The organism is Priestia sp. BR_2 (assembly GCF_041954005.1).
Classification (GTDB): domain Bacteria; phylum Bacillota; class Bacilli; order Paenibacillales; family Paenibacillaceae; genus Paenibacillus_AQ; species Paenibacillus_AQ lautus_A.
Map to the genome: position 1 here is coordinate 70389 of NZ_JAVFHM010000185.1, position 20038 is coordinate 90426.

The following is a 20038-nucleotide window of genomic DNA, read 5'->3' on the forward strand; positions in this document are numbered from 1 at the left end:
GGAAATGAGGGGGATTTCAATGAATAACGCATCATCCGCATTAAAGGTTGCAGCAGGCATATTTTTGACCATTGCCCTGATTACGATCGTTGTCATTTTGTTTATTTCGGCCCAGGAGGCAACCAAAACCGCCCAGAACAATTTTTCGGATATACAGACGGAGCTGTCCCAGGCAGCCTTTACCGTGTATGACGGAACGACGATCAGCGGTTCTCAAGTTACGAATGCACTGCGCAAATATAAGGACAAGGATCAGTTCGGCGTTTTCATTGCAACAGGTAAAAATAAAGCAGGGCAATGGTACGGCAACGTACTGGAGTCGGACGGATCGATCCTGAATCCGGATTCCAGGCAAGGGAACATCAACCTTGTCATGGATGAGAAAAGCCCGGAGTACGTCAACCCAAGCGGGAAGTTTAGGGCGACCATCGTGAAAGACAATTCCAACGTGATCCGGGGCATTAAATTCGATCAATAGATATGAATAGAAAGGTGAATAAACTTGCGCGAAGCAACAATAAGCATGCTTGAAATGGCTACGGGGGTGGCGTTGTTTCTCGGCGCATCCTTGTATGCTTTCCATATTCAGGCAATGGTTGGCGGCGGGATAACAGCCGCGGACCGAATGACTCAAGAACAGCATGCTGGAGTGACAACCGTAAAGATGACTAACGATAACGGGAAGCTGACCTATGTAGGAAGCGAAGTCTTGTTTACGCTGCGAGAATTAGAGGCAGGCGACTTTACCGTTGATGTGGATGGAACGGTGTTCCATTCAGGCATTCATCCGGAGGAGCTGGATGTTTCGATCATCGACTTAAATGCTCGGTATCATGCGGAGTACATTCGGGGAGCGGATGGGGAAGTAGATCGGATCCAGTTTCTAAAAGCGAGGTAACAACCATGTCTAATTCGGTATCGAAATGGTTTGCGGCATTTCTGGCGCTCCTTCTGTTATATTTGGTTCCCGCTGGCGAGATGGCAAGAAGACAGGATGACCTGTCACGACTCATCGTTTATCAATCCGTTACCAAATTCGTAGACAGTGTTCGCACTAAGGGATATATTACCCCGACCATGTATAATGACTTCCTTCAAGAGTTGGCGGCCACAGGGAACATTTACAATGTCGAGATGGAGCATCATCACAAGAAATACCACCCGGAATATGCCGATCCTTCGGATCCCGGATCATTCTTGAACCGTTATTCCGTTGTATATGATGCTTATTATCAGGATGATCTGATGGGGTATCTGTTCCCGGACTCGAATCTGGATAAAAGCGATGATAGCCGCCGCTACCGTCTAACTGCCGGCGATCACTTTCAGGTTAGCGTTACCAGCTTGAATCGCACACCCGGATTGGTGATATTCGATACGTTGACAGGATCCAATTCAGAAGGAACAGCAGCTATCGCATTCCCTTACGGAGGATTGGTTCTGAATGAAGATTACTGATCTTGCCATCGTGTTTACTGCCGTGTTCTTCCCCATGTTTCTCGTCCTAGGCATGCGCGCCGAGAGCCTGGAGGATGTCCGGTTTGCCGAGATGAAATATACGGGTGCTCTGCGCACGGCCGTTCAAGACGGCGGGATGAAACTGAACGATAACGAGACGCAGTCCAAGGAGTCGGCTTATGATTCCGTGAAGTATATGCGTGCGGATAAAGAACAAGCGCTGGAGTCATTTTCCCGGACATTGTATATCAACATGGGGATCGGAGATGACAAGGCTGCACAAGCTGCCTTATGGTGGTATATTCCTGCCATCGTTGTGCTGGACTATGACGGGTATTATTTGTTTGTATCACAGCCCTATGTTGACGATGACGGCAAGGAGCTTATGGAGCATCGATGGACTCCCAAAATTCCTTATGCCTGGAATGATGGCAACGGCAACAGCATTCAGTTTACGCTGGATTCTTACGTTCAGGTATATGAATCCAATTCCTCTATCTGGCATTCTGGATTTCGGAAGGATCTCATTGGCAGAACAGGCGTGGCTTTGTTGGATCATGAGGATGTGTTTGAACAAGTCCGGCGGATCACCATCGTGAATACGGTTCAAGAGCGTCTTGCCCATTACATACAGCTCCACAATCAAGTGGCGCTGCGGAACGGAATCTCTTATATGTTCACGCTGCCTTTGATTTCCCAGGAAGAGTGGGTAAATACGATTGATGATATCGGTATGATGGCTTTCATTCAAGGCATTCCCATGGGCGAACAATATTACAATAACTACGCGCTTGGAGGCGGCCGACTCGTTAAAGCTCCGACCTATTTCGGCGCGGTGGATGACAGGGGGCTCCCCTATTATTATCGGGATACCTGCTCATTCAACGATCGGGTGGAGGAGGTGTTTCCGAGCGCCAAGGAAGCAGCGGCAGCCGGTTATCATGAGAAAAGCTGTTATAATCCCGGTGTCCCGTGATCCCCGAAAATCGTAGTTTCGGCCGGACTCGATGATGTGTTACAATAAACTCTTGACTGTGTACAATTCGCTAAATTAACATGAAATAAGTTCATTTTATACAGACAGGAGTTACTATAGCCATGAGTTTATTGACCGTAGAGAACGTATCGCATAATTTCGGGGATCGTACTCTATTTAAGAATGTATCTTTTCGTTTGCTGGCCGGCGAACATGTCGGTCTTGTCGGAGCAAACGGCGTAGGCAAATCAACATTAATGAATATTTTGACGGGTCAGCTGCTTAAAGACAGCGGCAAGGTAGAGTGGACGCCGAAAATCCGTTACGGATACTTGGATCAGCATACCAAGCTGACACCGGGGAAAACGGTACGCGATGTTTTGAAGGATGCCTTTCTGCCCCTGCTGGAGCTGGAAAAAGAAATGATGGAAATCACCAATAAGATGAGTGATGCAACGCCTGAAGAGCTGGAACTTCTGCTCGAACAGATGGGCGAGATTCAGGAGCAGCTGGACATCGGGGATTTCTACATGCTGGACGTAAAGGTTGAAGAAATGGCGAACGGTCTAGGGTTGTCCGTGATCGGCCTGGATCGCGATGTGGCGACATTAAGCGGTGGGCAGCGCACCAAGGTGCTGCTGGCGAAACTTCTGCTGGAGAAGCCTAACGTTCTTCTATTGGACGAGCCTACCAACTATCTGGATGTTGAGCACATTGAATGGCTGACTCAATATTTGAAGCAGTACCCTTATGCGTTCATTTTGATTTCCCATGATACGGAATTTATGAACCAGGTGGTCGACGTCATCTATCATTTGGAATTTGCGAAATTAACGCGTTATACAGCGAACTACGAGAAGTTTCTGGAAATGGCCGATATCAACAAGAATCAGCATATCGATGCCTACGAGAAGCAGCAAGAGTTCATTAAGAAACAGGAAGACTTCATTCAGCGGAATAAGGCCCGCTACTCCACGTCCGGCCGAGCAAAGAGCCGGGAGAAGCAGCTGGATCGCATGGAACGGATTGACCGTCCTGAGGAAGCGGCTAAACCCGTGTTTAACTTCAAGGAAGCCCGCGCCAGCGGTAAAACGGTATTTGAGGGCATTGATTTTGAGATTGGCTACGATCGGCCATTGCTTCCCAAAATGAGCATCATGATCGAACGCGGAGAGAAGATTGCCATTGTCGGATGTAATGGCGTGGGTAAATCAACGCTGCTCAAGACCATCTTAGGGAAAATCCCGGCCTTCTCGGGCAAGACATATCAAGGGGACTTTCTCGTGCCCGCTTATTTCGAGCAGGAAGTACGTCCGGGGAATATCACCCCGATTGATGACGTGTGGAACGAATTCTCACATTTGAACCAGCACGAGGTTCGTGCGGCCCTTGCTCGCTGCGGACTCAAAAACGAGCATATTACCCGTCCGATGAAGGCGCTTAGCGGTGGCGAACAGGCAAAAGTCCGTCTGTGTAAACTTCTGATGCGCGAGAGCAACTGGATTCTGTTTGACGAACCGACAAACCATCTTGACGTTGTGGCCAAGGAGGAACTAAAACGTGCCTTGAAGGAATACAAAGGCACCATCCTGTTGGTTTCCCACGAACCTGAATTTTATGAAGATTGGGTAACGAAGATCTGGAACGTCGAAGATTGGTCCAACCAGAACGCTTGACCCATTGACGGATCACAATCCAGCGCACAAGTTGGATGATGAACCTGAATCTAAACGAGTTTAATCGTTACTCCTTAAGGATGACCGGAAGCGCGCTGCTGGTCATCCTTTTTGGCGTACTCGATCCTCTTCGGCTCTCGGTCCTGCTATGGATGAATCCTTTTTTATGATATGCTAGAAGCAACTTGACATGAACGGAGGAGATGTTGATGGAAGACATGGATTTGACCATCGGGGCATCAATATATGAAGGGAATACACTTCCATAGCCCCATTAACCGTGTTATTCCCTTCCGAAGGGGAGACGAGTTCATGAATTCGGAAAATCCAACAGGACAGGGAGAGGGCCTTATTCTCTCCGCTGAGAAGTCGGTTGTACGACGAGGTCAGGTTGTGTATCGACCTTGCGGGGAATGGACCCCGTCCGTACACTCCTTATTAAGGCATTTGAAGCAAGCAGGGTTTACGTCCCTGCCTGATATTATTGGCTCGGGTTGGAATGAGGAAGGTCAAGAGACGTTAAGTTATGTAGAGGGCGAATTTGTTCATCCCGGACCTTGGAGCGATGAAGCCATCGTCGCTGTAGGACGATTATTACGTCAGCTTCATGACGCTTCCGCTACATTCTCGCCGGGTCCCCAGGAAGTATGGAAACCGTGGTTTCTACGTGAACTAGGCAATGCCCGGGTTGTATATAGCCATGGTGATGTTGCGCCTTGGAATATGGTTACCCGCGACGGGATGCCTTACGCTTTAATTGACTGGGAATTCGCGGGACCTGTACATCCGCTTGTTGAGTTAGCCCGGGTATGCTGGCTCTTTCCGCAGCTGCACGATGATGATGTTGCCGAAAGAGTCGGCTTGCCGGATGCTAATGCCCGTGCAAGGCAGCTCCGTTTATTGGTTGACGCTTATGGCGTCGAACCTTCTCTTCGAACGGACTTGTTGGATATGATCGTAGAGGTGGTCGTGCGGGAAACGGCTGAAGAAGCCATTGAGCAGCAGGTATCGCCTGAAACGGAAGGTCTGTTATGGGGGATCGCCTGGAGAGCTCGGAGCGCTGCCTGGATACTGCGTCATCGTAGTATCCTTGAGAAGGCGCTGAATACCCGATTGTGTTAAGGCGAAATTCGTTAAACCGCCCATCCTGTTTAGCGGGATGGGTATTTTTGATCATGAATAACTTTTAGTCAGATTTTATGAAAGTCAAACTTCATTAGCATGTTCGCAGAAATGGATCGGGAGGAAACATACATGTCTGGACTACATGATAACAGGGGGAAGGCAATCCTCAAGGGACACCAAATGAACACTGCTTTGGAGTCCTCGGAGGGCAAGGAGGCTGCTAAAGCGGAAAGAGAGGATCGGTATTCCAGGCAAGAGCGGTTCACGCCATTGGGAAAGGAAGGACAGCTTCGCCTCCGGAACAGCCGCGTGCTCGTTCTCGGCGCAGGGGCGCTGGGAAGCGCCGTGTCGGAGACCTTGGTTCGCGCAGGCGTCGGACACGTGACCATCGTGGACCGGGATTACGTGGAATGGAGCAATTTGCAGCGTCAGCAGCTGTTTACCGAGCAGGATGCCATCAACCGGTTGCCAAAGGCCGTAGCTGCTGCCAAGCGGTTATCCGAGATCAACTCGGACGTCAGCGTGGAAGGTGTCGTTATGGATGTACGAGCCCACGAATTGTCGGTGCTGTGCCAAGGCGTTGACTTGATGATGGACGCTACCGATAATTTTGGAACCCGGCTGATCTTGAACGACATCGGTTTCAAGCATGGAATTCCGTGGATTTACGGGGGATGTGTCGGGAGCTCCGGGATGAGTTATACGTTTTTACCGGGAGAAACCCCATGTTTGAACTGTTTGCTTGGAATGATTCCTTTAGGCGGCGACACTTGCGACATTAACGGCATTCTCCCCCAAGCGGTACAGATGGTCGCTGCCCATCAAACGATGGAAGCGCTGAAGCTATTATCCGGAAACCGCCAAGCCTTGAGGAAAAAGATGCTGTCTTTTGATTTATGGCGTAACGAACAGTTGGAATTTGGAGTAGACCGTGCAAAAAAATCGGATTGCTCCACATGCGGCGAGGAACCGACATACCCTTATCTGTCGGCTGAGCATGCCGATAAAAGCGAAGTGCTGTGCGGCAGGGACACCGTGCAGATCCGGCCGGGCAGACCCATGCAGCTTCAACTGGAGGAGATGGCGGATCGATTAAACAGCCTGCCTCAAGGAAAAGCTACCGTTACCCCATATATGATCATTTTTCAGGCAAGTCCGCACCGTTTGGTTATATTTCAAGACGGCAGAACCCTGGTGCATGGCACATCGGATATCGCCAAGGCTAGATCGCTATATAATCAATACGTTGGCGGTTAAATAAGAAGGAGCAAAGCTAACGTGTTTCATCCATCATCGTAAACGACTAAGGAGTGAGCCTCACAGGCCCACTCCTTTTATCGTTTAATCCCCAATCGCTTCATTCAAAATTAAATGGAATCCGTTCTGGATGAAATAGAGATCAGGGTGAGCGATATTTTGCATGATCAGATTGTTGAATGTTGCGGACCCGTTGCCCGTGTACGTATAGATCGCCGCACCCGGATGCGGACTCGAGAATCTCGAGGACGTTACTCCGTCAAGTCCCGTACCGTCTATACGGATATGGTTAAACACGATGTTCTCAAACCCGCCGCCATAACCGAACTGTACCGCACTGCGCTGGGTGTTCAGAATATCGATGTTGGTAAACGTAACATTGCGGATCGGATCATTCGATGCTTCAAGGTCGATGGCCCCGCGCTCCCCGTTGTACAAGTCTTTACTGGTACCACTGCCAATGATGGTGGTATCGGAGAACAGAATGCCGGTATTATTCTGGAAATGATATCCAGGGAATACCGTGTTCATTCGGATGCCGGAACCGCCAACGGTGTCTACAATCAAATTGTGAGTGGCCTTGTGACCGCTTCCCCCAAAGAAAGCGATGGCCGCCGCGCGCCAGTTGTTTTCGATGGTGTTATAGGAGAAGGTGTTGTTAACACCCACTGGTGCACCGTTCACGTTACTCGTCCAGACAGCGAGTCCATCGTCGCCGTTATTTCGAATGCTGCTGTTGCGCACCATCGAATGGCTGGTCCCCTGCGCAAAATTAACCCCATCCGCTAAGTTGTTGCGGATCCGGCTGTTTTCTATGACCAGCCCTTCCGCGATCTTGGCCGGCGTATGGGCATAATCGCCAACCCAGAATCCGCATTCGAAATGCTCCACCCACACATTGTGAATCTTGGAGTTGGTGCCGAAATTGTCCATGAATCCTTTGTAAATGGCATTCTGATTATATCGGGACCGCAGATTCGAGTTGAGATAGATATGGCTGAAATCCAGCTGGCCCGCGATTCGAAGCGAGATCCCGCCGGAAGCCGCATTCGGGTTGGTAAATTGGATGTTGGTGTGCCAGATGCCTGCCCCCATAATCTTCATGTCATTGATCATATTGCCGACCGAGCCGATCTTCCACATATTGCCCAAATGGAACGTCCCCTCAGGAATGTATAGGGTTTTGCCTGATGAGGCCGCTGCCTGCACGGCCGCCTCAAATGCCGTTAGGTCATCTTGGCCGTCGTTGGGGATCGCACCGAAATCCGTGACGGAGACCGAGTTGGCAGGACGGGCGATAGCGGCAGGTACCGGCTCGATTTCGATGAAATCGACGCCGTATTCCAGGTTATCCGCATTAGACTTCTGAATACGGAGTTTGTCTCCCGGCTGAAGCGGCGTATCCATTTTCCAGTGTACTTCATCGAACCGGAATAGAGGACGTCCTCCTCCAGGCGCATCTGCCGGATGATCGCTGGAAAAATACTGCCAGCTGTAGTAGGACGTTAATGGAACCGTCTTCTTCTTCGAACCGTTTACATAGACGTCGAGCGAGCCGTCTAATCCCATGCCGTCCGATGAGTCCGGCATCGTATATCGCATGGTGATGCCTGCGCCCCCTTCGCCTTCACGAACCGTCCATTCCAGGTTGGATCCGCTTGTAGGGAGAGCAACATAACGTTGTCCGGATGCTTCCGATGCCGTGAGCGCTTGATCGAACGTGGGCGCTGACTTTAGCAATGCGCCGCCGCCGCGTATGGCGTCATCGGTATCATAGCGGGTATACGGCATGCTGGCACCTCGTGATGAGTACACGGTTAGGTTGGCATGACTGACATTGTTCTCCCGTTTAACCGGTACTTCGTTAGCATCGGGTGCCACGGAGGTTGTTAATGTATAGCTGCCGCTTGCAGCGGTCCATGTGCCGGGAATTTGGACGGTGGCGGATGCGCCTGCGGCAAGGGCACCATGGTAGCTACCGTTAAAGGTCTGGATCGTTGATCCGGCCGGATTCTTCAGTGCAACGGAAATCGCATGCGAGCCGCTAGCCGTGGCTTTGTTGCCTTGGTTCTTAAGATTGACGGTAAAGGCTACGGCATTGCCGGCCATAGGCGTGGTTGGCGTCCACTGTATCGTTCCTACCAAATCGGAGCTTTCCACGCTGCCAATAACCAAAGGGGACGAATGGGAATAGCTGTTGTTCCCATCGTTCAGCTCGATGATGTTGTCATCCTCGTCGACCTTGGCGCTGAGGGTATACGATGAAGCCGCTGGGGCTCCGGTTTGCAGGGAGACCGTGGCGGAAGCTCCTGCTGCAAGCGGCCCTAACGGCGAGGAGCCTGCTTTTGCGTCATTCAGGTAAAAATTGACCGTCGTAGCGCCGGCTTCCGCGCTTCCAATGTTTTTAACCGTGGCATGCAGTGTGATATCATCGTTTTCGCTCGGAGAAGACGGCGTCCAGGACATATCCGTAATGGTAAGGTCCGGGTTCTCGCCGGCGGTGCCATACACTTCAATTTCCGCAATCTGTCCCGCAGGGGCGCCGGAATTCGATGTTATGTTCAATTGCAGACGTTTAACCGTTGCATTTACCGGAATCGTTACGAAATTTCCGGAAGCGGGGGCGAACGTATAGGACTGAGCCGACACCAGATTACTAAAGGTCGTCGTAGTTTGGTCATGCCCAAGGACTTGTATGGTTTGCGTGCGGGCGCTCCATTCCGTAGACGGATTCAGTTTCAGTACGATGGAGGTAATATCATGGTTTGATTCCAGATCCAGGGTCAGCGTACTGGGGTTGCTGCCGCCTTCCCAGTAAGTTTGGACGTTGTTGTCGTTAGCATGGGCCGCTACATACGTGAAAGTGCTTGAGGAGGCGGTAATCGGTTTGCCGCTCGCGACATTGTTTCCCGTTGGAGGCGTCGGAGGGGAGACCGATGGTCCATAAATTTCAAATTCAGACAGCTGCGCAGCCGGCCATGTCGTATTGTTGGCTACACTTAAACGAACATATCTCGTGCTCGTTTCGTCAAAACTCACGGTCACCGAGTTTCCTTCGGCAGGGTCGAATGCATAGTCGGCCGGACCCGTGATATTTGTGAATGTCGTGCCGTTCAAGCTGCCTTGTACGCTCAGCGTTTGAGTCCGCGGCTCCCAGCTGGCAGGAAGTTTTAGGACGAATTCGTTGATGCTGGTGGCGGTACCGAGATCAACTTGTATCCATTGCGGGAACGCATGGTTGGTGCTTTCCCAGTACGAATTTGGATTGCCATCGTTTACGTTGGACGGCCCGTAGGTTTGGGATTGGCCGCTAGCCGTCACGTTTTTGCCGATGGATAGGTTTATTCCGCCTGCTGCAGAAGCCTTAGCGGGAGGCCCGGCGGCCGTGAATACAATGGATACCAGCATGATTACGACTAGAGGCCATCCCACGAGTTTGTTGCGCATATTATTTTTCCTCCTTCATCATGGTTGATGAGTTATACCGGGTAAAGATATCCCCCTTTCCTGATCTTATATCCATTATAAAAATAACGTCTCGACCGAAATAAGATGCAATTCTACGGAAATCGTATGCGATCCCAGCATCTTTTGGATCAGGCTTGAATTTTTGTAAGAAAATGCGTTCTGGTTGTTCTTCATCCATTGCAGGAGTGAAAGCAGGATGAAACAGACATACTTACATTATTAAGCGATGAAAGCGGGGGAGAACCCGTGGACAAAGTCATTTTGATCGCGGCAGACAATCAAGCTCGGATCCAGACGATAACGGAGATACTAGAACAAGCGGGTTATAAGGTTACAGACGCTGCGAATTATTCGGAAGTGGTTGCCGCTCTGCAGCGCGCAGGCGCAGACCTGCTGCTCATCGACAGCAGACTGCCGGGTATGAACCAATTCAATCTCGTGGAGCGACTGGCGGGCAGAAGGGAACAGCTCCCGATCATTGTCATCGGAAGCGACGGTTCTAACGAAGCGATTCATGCTTTGGAAGCTGGAGCCCATGACTACATCCCGAATGACAGGGATGAGAGGGAGCTGTTGGCGCGAATTGCCAATTTGCTGAGGCTTTTTCAGACAGGACGCGCGGAACAGGAGGAGATCATCCGAATCGGAGATCTGGTGATCGATCCTTTGAGCCGCAATGTAATTCGGGAAGAGGAGCCCGTGGAACTGACTCATCGCGAATACGATTTGCTGTTGTTTTTGGCTCGAAGGCAGGGGCAGGTATGCACGCGTGAGGATATTTTAAAACAGGTATGGGATTATGATTTTCATACGGGTACCAACGTGGTCGATGTCTACATTCTCCATTTGAGAGAGAAGATCGATAGAGGGCGCAAGCAAAAACTGCTTCGTACGATACGGGGGGCCGGTTATAAGCTTTTATCCCAGAAAGAAATCGATGCAAGCAAAAAAGACCGCCTTCCCTGAGCGGAAAGACGGTCTTCGATATGATAAGTGGAAAATAAGACTACAGTACGCGACGAGCTTTCAGGTAAGTCTTGCTCCAGTTGCCGGACAGGCTGGAGATCGTTACGCCAGGCTTGCCGTAAGTGTGCAAGATTTTGTTGTTGCCCATATAAACGGCAACGTGTGTTACGTTTCTGCCATTCGCACGGCTTCCGCTTGAGAAGAATACCAGATCGCCGGCTCTCAGGTTCGATTTCGAAACGGCCTTGCCGACCTTGGATTGGGCAGCGGACGTACGCGGCAGGTTCACGCCGTATTTTTTAAAGATATGTTTCATGAAGGAAGAGCAATCAAACACTCTTGTCGTGGATGTGGATGCTCCGAATTTATAAGGTGTTCCCATATATTGTTTACCGAAGTTAACGACTCGAGTTCCTGTGCTTACGGATGCTGCTTCTACAGGTGCCGGCGGTGCGACAGTTAGTACTGCGCCTACGCCCAAAGTTGCGCTCAAGCTGATGACTACGGCTTTCTTAATCCAATTCTGTCGATTCATGTTGTATGACCTCCAAGCAGTTATTGTTTTTTGCGATGAACCGAGTATATCAGATTTGAAACCGGCCATAATCTGGATAATCGGCGGAAGCCCTTGGGCCGCATGAAATGAAAGCGAATTATTAAAATATCATTAAAAGTAACAAAAAATTAAGAATTGCGGCTGATTCGCGAGTTCTAAACAAGAAAAAACCCTTGATATACAAGGGTTTTTCAAAAGAATTACGAGGTTTAATATTTTGCGATAAAAGATGACAAAATAGTAATGATTAGCGATCCTTGCTTTGAATAATGAGCAGCAGACCGCCTTCGATCCGAACCGTTCCTTTCTCCTCGGCCAGCCTGTTGCTGACCCCGAGCGACTGCCCCAATCGCAATGTGGCATCTTGGAGCGGATACTGAAAACCTTCGAGATAAATGCCGGTAACTTCCGTGGTGAGCGGCAGAAGGGAGACATATGTAAACCCTTTGTTCTCGACATGACAGCTGGAGCCCGTCAGGGTAATAAAATTGTTTTCATCTAATATGGAACACGGGATATGATGCTGAAGGCCGCGTATGAGCATGTGGATATTGGCCAGCGTATGATCCAGGCGCGTGCCCGTAGCCCCCAGAATCATGATGGATTCGGGCGAGCGTTCCATAGCCAGCTCGAAGGCAAGCTCGGTGTCGGTCAAATTTTTATCGATCGGGTCACAATCGATGACCTTTCCGCTCATGGAGTGGACACGATTCATCTGCTCGGGCGGAATGGAATCGAAATCTCCGACGGACAGATCGGGTTTGATTCCATGTTCAATCAAGAAGAGAGCGCCGCGATCGGCTCCTATAATGAAATCCCCTTCTTGGACCTCATTCAGGAATCCCGTTGACAACTCCCCACCTGTGAAGATCAGGACGCGAGTGTGCTTCATAATATATTCCTCCTTTTTCGAGAGAATTGTCATTGAATTCTAGTATAGTGCAGTTTTCATGCTTGCACAATTTTAATAGGCGCGGCTACAATGTAGTATGTAAATTGACGGGGGAGCGGGGGAACTGAATTTTGGACATGCATGTGTTTGACGTATTCAGCATCATTGGCACCATTGCGTTTGCCATGTCCGGAGCTTTTGTGGCAATGGAAGAGGAATACGATATTTTGGGGGTTGTGGTGCTTGGATTGGTCACGGCCTTCGGCGGGGGTATTATAAGGAACGTCCTGATCGGCGTGCCGGTTACCACCCTGTGGGGTCAGGGAGATTTAATCATGCTGGCGATGATTTCGGTTTTCGTGGCGTTTGTGCTGCCGCTCGGCTTGATTCAGCATTGGAAGAAAACGGAGGCCTTGTTTGATGCAATCGGGTTATCCGCCTTCGCGATTCAAGGAGCATTATATGCTACGCAAATGAATCATCCATTGAGCGCGGTCATCGTGGCGGCTGTGCTGACAGGCAGCGGCGGAGGAATGGTCCGCGATTTGCTGGCCGGGCGGAAGCCGCTCGTGCTGCGCGACGAGATTTACGCGGTCTGGGCCATGGCAGCAGGTGTCGCTATCGGCTTAGGGGTCGCCACCAAGACCTGGCAGCTCTTGACCTTATTTGTTATAGTCATCGTTTTCAGGATGCTGTCCGTTCTATATAAATGGAGATTGCCCAGAAGGTCGCTGCACGCAACCCAGTCTTCGGCAGCCAGCGGAAAAGAAGTCAGATCCGGTTAAAATAAGGTATGGAACAGATTAAATAAAATTTCTCGATTGCGATTCATCATAGCGTGGAGGTGGAAGGACCATGGTATCCGTTTTGTTTGTATGTTTGGGCAATATCTGCCGCTCGCCCATGGCGGAAGCGGTGCTGCGGCATAAAATAGTACAGCGCGGGCTGCAGGATCAAATAAGCGTGGATTCGGCCGGCACCGGGGATTGGCATATCGGCAGCATTCCCCATGAAGGTACGAGAAAGCTGCTCGACAGCTGGCGAATCAGTTATGAAGGAATGGTCGCGCGCAAGGTAGTCAGTGAGGACCTTGAACGTTTCGATTACGTTATCGGCATGGATGATTCGAATGTAACGAATATCCGCAAGTTAGCTGGAGGCGATCAGGCTGAGATTTTGAAGTTCATGGATTTGCTGCCGAACGAAAAATTGCGCGAGGTGCCCGATCCGTATTTCACCGGAAACTTTGACGAAGTGTACCGGCTGATTGATGCGGGGTGCGACATCTTACTGGACAAAATCATGGAAGAAAAGCTATAATCGATTCGAACAAGCGGTGAATCAGCCGCTTTTTTGAAGAACATCATTGAAAGCGATACCAAGAAGAACGGGCTGCTGAACATAAAAGATGAACAATGCACATTCCATAAAAAATGCGCGGTTGTTCATCTTTTTTTGGAGTGGGGCAGAAGCTGCAGACGATCATGTCCTAGCTTTGCCTCACAGGTATTCTTTTTGCCAACGGATTTCAATCGTAACGCATGGAGTCCCGAGTGGGACAGTTAAACCATTTTGCAGTAACAGGTCATTTATATAGCCCATGGATTTTGCCGATTCAAACATTTAACCAAGGAAGTACATAAGGGCAGCAGGGAGCTCTTTTTGCCAAAATCCCCAAAGGTGACGACCTTCTTTTTCAAGATATGATACGGTAGCACCCCGTTCTTCCAGCAAAGCCTTTGTTGAGCGATTTAATTCGACGAAGTTATAGACACCTGTATCGGTTGCGTAGTTGTCTTCTTGCAAGCCTACAATCATGTAAATGTTGAGCCAGGACAAATCACGCTCTTCCTGAATCATGTTCTGGGTCTTCTCATAGTAGGCCCCGGACAAGCTGATGATTCTTGTGAAAAGATGCGGATAACGCAAGGCCAAATGCACGGAGACGCTTCCCCCGAGGGAGTCGCCGGCAAGCACTCTTTCCGCAGGCTCTTTGCGCACGGGATATTTTTGCTCCACGAAGGGAATAATCTCTTCGGCGAAGCAGGACAGGTAAGCATCAAAGCGGTTGCCGAACGGCGCGTACTCCTCGGTTCGTACCTTGGTGTTCACTTCCACGCCCACAATGATGAACGGCTCCACGTCTTCTTCGAGGATGAGCTGGTTGGCCCAGGTCGCGATGCGGCCGAAGTTGAAAAATTCCTCTCCGTCCTGACAGTAAACGACGGGATAGCTGAGGATTTCATTGTATCCGGGAGGAAGATAGATGCGCAGCGTTCGAGTCTCCTGCAAAAACTTGCTGTCAATCACTTCTTTTACGATGGTTCGCTTCAATAAACGTTCATTCGTCATCATTCGTCACCTTTTTCGGGTTAGTTTTTGAAATGCGGTAAACAATAAGTTAAAATTACCCTGACATGATTAAGTTGTCTGCTGTTCTATGATGTTTGTCATACTGTTATAGTATTATTCGTCAACTGTTATACATACAAACGTGAAAGAATATGAAATTTTATCCCGTATTTCTTTGACGAATGGAGTGAAACAGGTGTATAATAATTCTATAACAGCGGAACTTGATATTCAAATATTTATTGAGGTGAAAAAAATGACCAAGGTTCCTTATGAAGTATATACCGAGGAAGTAGGTACTCTATCTGTACTTTCCCCGGATGGCAAAATCGTAAACAAAGATCTTCTGCCTGAATTGTCGGACGATCAACTGAAAGAAATTATGTACCGTATGGTATTTACCCGTACTTGGGACGACCGCGCCGTAAACCTCGGCCGTCAAGGACGTCTCGGTTTCTACGCTCCTGTATCCGGTCAAGAAGCTACGATGGTAGGCAGTGAGTTCGCGCTTGAGAAAGACGACTTTATCTGCCCGGGCTACCGCGATATGCCGCAAATCGTATGGCATGGACTTCCGCTCTACCAAGCATTCCTTTATTCCCGCGGACATCAGCATGGCGGACAAATTCCCGAAGGCGTTAACGTATTGATGCCTCAGATCATCATCGGCGCGCAAATCCTGCATGCCATGGGTATCGCGATGGGCTACAAATTGAAGAAGCAAAAACAAGTGGTTATTACGTATACCGGTGACGGCGGCTCTTCCGAGGGCGACTTCTACGAAGGCCTGAACTATGCAGGCGTGTATAAACTGCCGGTCATCTTCTTCGTGCAAAACAACGGCTATGCAATCACGACTCCGTTCTCCAAGCAGACAGCAGCATTGTCTATCGCGCACAAAGCTGTAGCAGCCGGCATCAAAGGCGTTAAAGTTGACGGCATGGACGTTCTCGCGGTGATCAAAGCGGTTCAGGATGCTGCAGAGCGCGGCCGCAACGGTGAAGGCGCAACGCTGATCGAAGCCGTGACATACCGTTTCCGTCCGCATTCCTTGTCTGACGACGCTACGAAATATCGTACGAAGGAAGAAGAGGGCGAGTGGAACGAGAAGGATCCGATCGCGCGTCTTGCGAAGTACCTGGAAGCCAAAGGCCTCTGGACAGAAGAAGATACAGCTCGCGTGAAAGAAGAAGCGAAAGCGAAAGTCAACGAGCAAATCAAAAAAGCAGAACAAACGGAAAAAATGACGGTACCTGGTTTGATCGACAGCATGTTCGAGCAAACGCCGAAGCATTTGGAAGAACAGAAAGCCGATTTCCAATAAGAGTGACGGACCGATGATTGTCAAAGGTTGATCCTGGATGATCATCCGGTTTGTCATGGGCGCATCAGGTCTTGTTTTTAAATAACGTTTAACATCGATATATAGCCTTATAAGGCATCACACTGGAAGAACAGTGAACTGTATTTCTTAAGGAGGAAATGAAGCAATGGCACAAATGAACATGAAAGAAGCGATTCGCGACGCCATGCGCGTTGAATTGAGCCGTGACCCTAACGTTGTCATCTTCGGTGAAGACGTAGGTAATGTCGGCGGTGTTTTCCGGGTAACGGAAGGCCTTCAAAAAGAATTCGGGGAAGAGCGCGTATTCGATACGCCGCTGGCAGAGTCCGCTATCGGAGGTTTGGCGGTAGGTCTCGGTATTCAAGGCTTCCGTCCGATCGCTGAAATTCAATTCGTTGGATTTATCTTTGAGGCGCTCGACCAAATCGTCGTTCAAGCAGCGCGTATGCGTTACCGTTCCGGCGGACGCTACAACTCCCCGATCGTGTTCCGTACACCATTCGGCGGCGGGGTTAAAGCGGCTGAGCTGCATACCGACGCACTCGAAGGTTTGATCACACAAACCCCGGGTATTAAAGTTGTAGTACCTTCCAATCCTTATGATGCAAAAGGACTCATGATCGCAGCGATTCGCGACAATGACCCTGTATTCTTCATGGAGCACTTGAACCTGTACCATGCGTTCCGCGCTGAAGTTCCTGAAGGTGATTACACCGTTGAGCTTGGCAAGGCTAACGTGGTTCGCGAAGGAACGGACGTTACGATCATCGCTTACGGCCTGATGGTTCATACTGCTACGAAAGCGGCAGACGAGCTTGAAAAGAACGGAATCAAAGCCGAAATCATCGACCTGCGCACCATTTCTCCAATCGACATCGATACCGTGCTGGCTTCGGTTAAGAAAACCAACCGCGCCATCGTGGTTCAAGAAGCGCAGAAATCTGCCGGCGTAGCCGCAGAAGTAATCGCTCAAATCAACGAGAAAGCGATTCTCCACCTGGAAGCACCGGTGCTTCGCGTTACGCCGCCAGACACCGTGTATCCATTCGCTCAAATCGAGGACACTTGGTTGCCTACTCCGGCGCGTATCGTTGACGCCGTAAATAAAGTATTGAATTTCTAATAGCAGCAATTTCTAGGGAGGTTTTTCAGTTGGCAAAATTCGAATATCGTTTTCCAGAGCTGGGCGAAGGTTTGCATGAAGGTGAAATCATCAAAATGCATATCAAGCCGGGCGACAAAGTAACAGACGACGACATCATCATGGAAGTGCAGAACGACAAGGCGGTCGTAGAAGTTCCTTGTCCCGTGAACGGTACGGTTCAAGAAGTTTTTGCCAAGGACGGTCAAGTATGCCGTGTCGGTGAAGTGGTTGCAATCATCGATGCTGAAGGTGACATTCCTGAGCAAGAGGCTCCTGCCGAAGAGCAGTCCGCTCAAGAAGCCGACGCAGCGAAAGGCAGCGCAGATACGACGTCTTCCCCGGCTCAAGATGCTCCTGCTGACGCTAAACAAGGCGGAAACGGCGAAGCAGCGACGCCTGCAGCACCTAACCGTGAAGTTCTGGCTACGCCAAGCGTGCGCAAATTCGCTCGCGAGCAGGGTGTTGACATCGCACAAGTTCAAGGCTCCGGCAACAACGGAAAAGTGACCCGCGAAGATGTAGAAGCCTTCAAGAACGGTGGTGGCCAAGCAGCAGCAGCTCCGGCTCAAGAAGCTGTTTCCGAGACGAAAGCGGCTCCTGCAGCAGCATCCGCAGCGGTGGACACTCGCGCAGAAGAAGAGCGCGTGCCATTCAAAGGTATCCGCAAAGCGATCTCGAATGCTATGGTTAAATCGGCTTACACGGCTCCTCACGTTACGATCATGGACGAAGTGGACGTAACCGAGTTGGTAGCGTTCCGTACCCGCATGAAACCGATCGCTGAGAAGAAGGGCACGAAAGTTACGTATCTGCCATTCATCGTTAAAGCACTTGTTGCGGCAAGCCGTCAATTCCCTGCTTTGAACGCGATGATCGACGAAGAAGCGAACGAAATCGTGTACAAGAAGTACTACAACATCGGTATCGCCACGGATACTGATAACGGTCTGATCGTACCGGTTATCAAAGATGCGGATCGTAAGAGCATCTGGATGATCGCTGACAGCATCCGTGATCTGGCTGCACGCGGCCGTGAGGGCAAACTGGCTCCTAACGAAATGAAGGGCAGCACGATTTCCATCACGAACATCGGTTCCGCAGGCGGCATGTTCTTTACACCGATCATCAACTTCCCAGAGGTTGCTATCCTCGGTACCGGCCGCATCAGCGAAAAAGCGGTTGTGAAGAACGGCGAGATTGTAGCAGCACCTGTTATGGCATTGTCCTTGAGCTTTGACCACCGTATCATCGACGGCGCAACGGCTCAAAACTTTATGAACTATATTAAACAACTGCTCGCTAACCCTGAGCTGCTTGTTATGGAGGTGTAACTAATGGTAGTTGGAGATGCTTCTTTAGATATTGATACTCTAGTCATTGGTGCTGGTCCTGGTGGTTACGTGGCGGCGATTCGTGCCGCCCAACTGGGTCAAAAGGTTCTGATCGTTGATAAATCGGAACTCGGCGGCGTTTGCTTGAACCGTGGTTGTATTCCTTCCAAGGCTTTGATCGCTGCAGCTCATCAGTTCGAATCCGCGAAGCATGCCGATGCATTCGGTATTTCCGTGGAGAACGTAACCGTTGATTTCGCGAAAACGCAGGAATTCAAAAACGGCGTTGTCAAAAAAATGACCGGCGGCGTAGCTGGTTTGCTGAAAGGCAACAAAGTGGAAGTTTTCAACGGCGAGTGCATGTTCATCAACGAAAACGAAGCGCGTGTATTCAATGATCATGAATCTCCGCGTTACCGCTTCAAGAACTGCATCATTGCTACTGGTTCCCGTCCAATCGAACTGAAGCCATTCCCGTTTGGCGGACGCATCTTGTCTTCCACCGAAGCATTGAACCTGCCTGAAGTACCGAAGAGCATGATTGTCATCGGCGGCGGCTACATCGGTGCCGAGTTGGGTCAAATGTACTCCAAATTCGGTTCCAAAGTAACGATCATCGAAGGTCTGGACAGCGTTCTGGCTGGCTTTGACAAAGACATGACAAGCCTCGTTACCAAGAACATGAAGAAAACCGGCATCGAAATTATCACAGGTGCTAAAGCTGAAAGTGCTGAGCAAAACGATAAAGAAGTTACCGTGAAATACTCCGTGAATGGCGAAACCAAAGAAGTAACAGCTGATTACCTGCTGGTTACGGTTGGCCGTCGTCCGAACACGGACGGAGAGCTTGGTCTGGACCTGATCGGCCTCGACATGGATGAGCGCGGATTCGTGAAAGTCGACCATCAAGGACGCACCAGCATTCCGCATATCTTCGCAATCGGGGATATCGTGTCCGGCCTGGCGCTTGCACACAAAGCTTCCTACGAAGGTAAAGTGGCTGCTGAAGCGATCTCCGGAATGCCGTCCGTCGTGGATTACAAATGTATCCCGGCCGTTGTGTTTACGGATCCTGAATGCTCCAGCGTAGGTTACACCGAAGCTCAAGCGAAGGAAAAAGGCCATAAAGTAAAAGCTGGCAAATTCCCTTACGCAGGCAACGGACGTTCCGTATCCTTGAACCATCCGGAAGGCTTCGTGAAAATCGTGGCCGAAGAGGGAACAGGGCTTATTCTCGGAGCGCAAATCGTGGGTCTGGAAGCTTCCAACCTGATTGCCGAGCTCGGCCTTGCTATTGAAATGGGCGCTACGCTTGAAGATGTAGCTTTGACCATCCATGCGCATCCGACGCTGGGAGAGATCGTTATGGAAGCGGCGGAATTGGTAATGGGTCATCCGATCCACATCATTGCCCGTTAATCCGTAGACGTATTTTCGAGTCATTATATATTCAGCCAGGAGGCAGAGAACGCGCAGGCGGTTTCTGCCTCCT

General features: G+C 50.0%; 18 protein-coding genes. 14 read left to right on the forward strand and 4 right to left on the reverse strand.

Features of this window, described 5'->3' with window-relative positions; all coding sequences use genetic code 11:
• Nucleotides 1–19 precede the first annotated feature (19 nt).
• The 7 genes from RB298_RS09705 to RB298_RS09735 all read left to right on the forward strand — a co-directional run bounded on the left by RB298_RS09705 (nt 20) and on the right by RB298_RS09735 (nt 6492).
• Complete coding sequence (locus tag RB298_RS09705) at nt 20–478, forward strand: hypothetical protein (RefSeq protein ID WP_009596009.1); 459 nt, start codon at nt 20–22, stop codon at nt 476–478.
• A 24-nt stretch (nt 479–502) separates the two neighbouring features.
• The gene (locus RB298_RS09710; protein ID WP_486046963.1) at nt 503–898 is read left to right on the forward strand and encodes a hypothetical protein; all 396 of its coding nucleotides are present in this window, start codon (nt 503–505) and stop codon (nt 896–898) included.
• Nucleotides 899–903: 5 nt separating this feature from the next.
• A complete protein-coding gene (locus tag RB298_RS09715; protein ID WP_192572343.1) occupies nt 904–1458 on the forward strand; it encodes a hypothetical protein in 555 nt (184 codons plus the stop codon).
• A complete protein-coding gene (locus RB298_RS09720) occupies nt 1445–2434 on the forward strand; it encodes a hypothetical protein (protein WP_486046964.1) in 990 nt (329 codons plus the stop codon). The genes RB298_RS09715 and RB298_RS09720 overlap by 14 nt, the downstream gene beginning before the upstream one ends.
• Before the next feature lie 122 nt (nt 2435–2556).
• Complete coding sequence (locus tag RB298_RS09725) at nt 2557–4110, forward strand: ABC-F family ATP-binding cassette domain-containing protein (RefSeq protein ID WP_036665385.1); 1554 nt, start codon at nt 2557–2559, stop codon at nt 4108–4110.
• Nucleotides 4111–4422: 312 nt separating this feature from the next.
• The gene (locus tag RB298_RS09730) at nt 4423–5232 is read left to right on the forward strand and encodes an aminoglycoside phosphotransferase family protein (RefSeq protein WP_486046965.1); all 810 of its coding nucleotides are present in this window, start codon (nt 4423–4425) and stop codon (nt 5230–5232) included.
• A gap of 183 nt (nt 5233–5415) precedes the next feature.
• Nucleotides 5416–6492, forward strand: coding sequence for a ThiF family adenylyltransferase (locus tag RB298_RS09735; RefSeq protein WP_213579796.1), 1077 nt, complete (start codon nt 5416–5418; stop codon nt 6490–6492).
• An 84-nt stretch (nt 6493–6576) separates the two neighbouring features.
• Here the strand turns inward: RB298_RS09735 and RB298_RS09740 are convergent, their stop codons facing one another.
• Nucleotides 6577–9939, reverse strand: coding sequence for a discoidin domain-containing protein (locus RB298_RS09740; RefSeq protein WP_486046966.1), 3363 nt, complete (start codon nt 9937–9939; stop codon nt 6577–6579).
• 267 nt (nt 9940–10206) lie between these two features.
• Here RB298_RS09740 and RB298_RS09745 point away from each other — a divergent pair, with 267 nt between their 5' ends.
• Nucleotides 10207–10926, forward strand: a complete 720-nt coding sequence (locus RB298_RS09745; RefSeq protein WP_096773395.1) for a response regulator transcription factor — start codon at nt 10207–10209, stop codon at nt 10924–10926.
• A 40-nt stretch (nt 10927–10966) separates the two neighbouring features.
• On the opposite strand, the gene RB298_RS09750 is transcribed toward RB298_RS09745, so the two are convergent.
• Both RB298_RS09750 and RB298_RS09755 read right to left on the reverse strand, forming a co-directional pair.
• On the reverse strand, nt 10967–11461 hold the full coding sequence (locus RB298_RS09750; protein ID WP_009596005.1) for a C40 family peptidase: 495 nt from the start codon (nt 11459–11461) through the stop codon (nt 10967–10969).
• A gap of 268 nt (nt 11462–11729) precedes the next feature.
• Nucleotides 11730–12374, reverse strand: coding sequence for a thiamine diphosphokinase (locus tag RB298_RS09755; RefSeq protein ID WP_486046967.1), 645 nt, complete (start codon nt 12372–12374; stop codon nt 11730–11732).
• Between the two features lie 137 nt (nt 12375–12511).
• Here RB298_RS09755 and RB298_RS09760 point away from each other — a divergent pair, with 137 nt between their 5' ends.
• Nucleotides 12512–13159, forward strand: coding sequence for a trimeric intracellular cation channel family protein (locus tag RB298_RS09760; protein WP_486047012.1), 648 nt, complete (start codon nt 12512–12514; stop codon nt 13157–13159).
• Nucleotides 13160–13229: 70 nt separating this feature from the next.
• On the forward strand, nt 13230–13694 hold the full coding sequence (locus RB298_RS09765; protein WP_096773396.1) for a low molecular weight protein-tyrosine-phosphatase: 465 nt from the start codon (nt 13230–13232) through the stop codon (nt 13692–13694).
• A gap of 303 nt (nt 13695–13997) precedes the next feature.
• Here RB298_RS09765 and RB298_RS09770 read toward each other — a convergent pair whose 3' ends face one another.
• Entirely contained in the window at nt 13998–14726 is a 729-nt protein-coding gene (locus tag RB298_RS09770; RefSeq protein ID WP_486046968.1) for an alpha/beta hydrolase, read from the reverse strand.
• A gap of 256 nt (nt 14727–14982) precedes the next feature.
• Between RB298_RS09770 and pdhA the strand changes: the two genes are divergently transcribed.
• The 4 genes from pdhA (at nt 14983) to lpdA (ending at nt 19965) form a co-directional block, all read left to right on the forward strand.
• Nucleotides 14983–16050, forward strand: coding sequence for a pyruvate dehydrogenase (acetyl-transferring) E1 component subunit alpha (pdhA, locus tag RB298_RS09775; RefSeq protein WP_036665657.1), 1068 nt, complete (start codon nt 14983–14985; stop codon nt 16048–16050).
• Between the two features lie 166 nt (nt 16051–16216).
• Nucleotides 16217–17194: an alpha-ketoacid dehydrogenase subunit beta gene (locus tag RB298_RS09780; RefSeq protein ID WP_009589183.1), complete on the forward strand. Its 978-nt coding sequence runs from the start codon at nt 16217–16219 to the stop codon at nt 17192–17194.
• A 29-nt stretch (nt 17195–17223) separates the two neighbouring features.
• Entirely contained in the window at nt 17224–18546 is a 1323-nt protein-coding gene (locus RB298_RS09785; RefSeq protein WP_015734700.1) for a dihydrolipoamide acetyltransferase family protein, read from the forward strand.
• 3 nt (nt 18547–18549) lie between these two features.
• Complete coding sequence (gene lpdA / locus RB298_RS09790; RefSeq protein WP_009589200.1) at nt 18550–19965, forward strand: dihydrolipoyl dehydrogenase; 1416 nt, start codon at nt 18550–18552, stop codon at nt 19963–19965.
• The last annotated feature ends 73 nt before the right edge of the window (nt 19966–20038 follow it).

Coding starts and splice junctions, on each gene's coding strand:
- RB298_RS09735 (WP_213579796.1), top strand. CDS start 5,416: ATGAACACTGCTTTGGAGTCCTCGGAGGGCAAGGAGGCTGCTAAAGCG.
- RB298_RS09765 (WP_096773396.1), top strand. CDS start 13,230: ATGGTATCCGTTTTGTTTGTATGTTTGGGCAATATCTGCCGCTCGCCC.
- lpdA (WP_009589200.1), top strand. CDS start 18,550: ATGGTAGTTGGAGATGCTTCTTTAGATATTGATACTCTAGTCATTGGT.
- RB298_RS09750 (WP_009596005.1), bottom strand. CDS start 11,461: ATGAATCGACAGAATTGGATTAAGAAAGCCGTAGTCATCAGCTTGAGC.
- RB298_RS09725 (WP_036665385.1), top strand. CDS start 2,557: ATGAGTTTATTGACCGTAGAGAACGTATCGCATAATTTCGGGGATCGT.
- pdhA (WP_036665657.1), top strand. CDS start 14,983: ATGACCAAGGTTCCTTATGAAGTATATACCGAGGAAGTAGGTACTCTA.
- RB298_RS09720 (WP_486046964.1), top strand. CDS start 1,445: ATGAAGATTACTGATCTTGCCATCGTGTTTACTGCCGTGTTCTTCCCC.
- RB298_RS09755 (WP_486046967.1), bottom strand. CDS start 12,374: ATGAAGCACACTCGCGTCCTGATCTTCACAGGTGGGGAGTTGTCAACG.
- RB298_RS09740 (WP_486046966.1), bottom strand. CDS start 9,939: ATGCGCAACAAACTCGTGGGATGGCCTCTAGTCGTAATCATGCTGGTA.
- RB298_RS09705 (WP_009596009.1), top strand. CDS start 20: ATGAATAACGCATCATCCGCATTAAAGGTTGCAGCAGGCATATTTTTG.
- RB298_RS09730 (WP_486046965.1), top strand. CDS start 4,423: ATGAATTCGGAAAATCCAACAGGACAGGGAGAGGGCCTTATTCTCTCC.
- RB298_RS09715 (WP_192572343.1), top strand. CDS start 904: ATGTCTAATTCGGTATCGAAATGGTTTGCGGCATTTCTGGCGCTCCTT.
- RB298_RS09780 (WP_009589183.1), top strand. CDS start 16,217: ATGGCACAAATGAACATGAAAGAAGCGATTCGCGACGCCATGCGCGTT.
- RB298_RS09770 (WP_486046968.1), bottom strand. CDS start 14,726: ATGACGAATGAACGTTTATTGAAGCGAACCATCGTAAAAGAAGTGATT.
- RB298_RS09760 (WP_486047012.1), top strand. CDS start 12,512: ATGCATGTGTTTGACGTATTCAGCATCATTGGCACCATTGCGTTTGCC.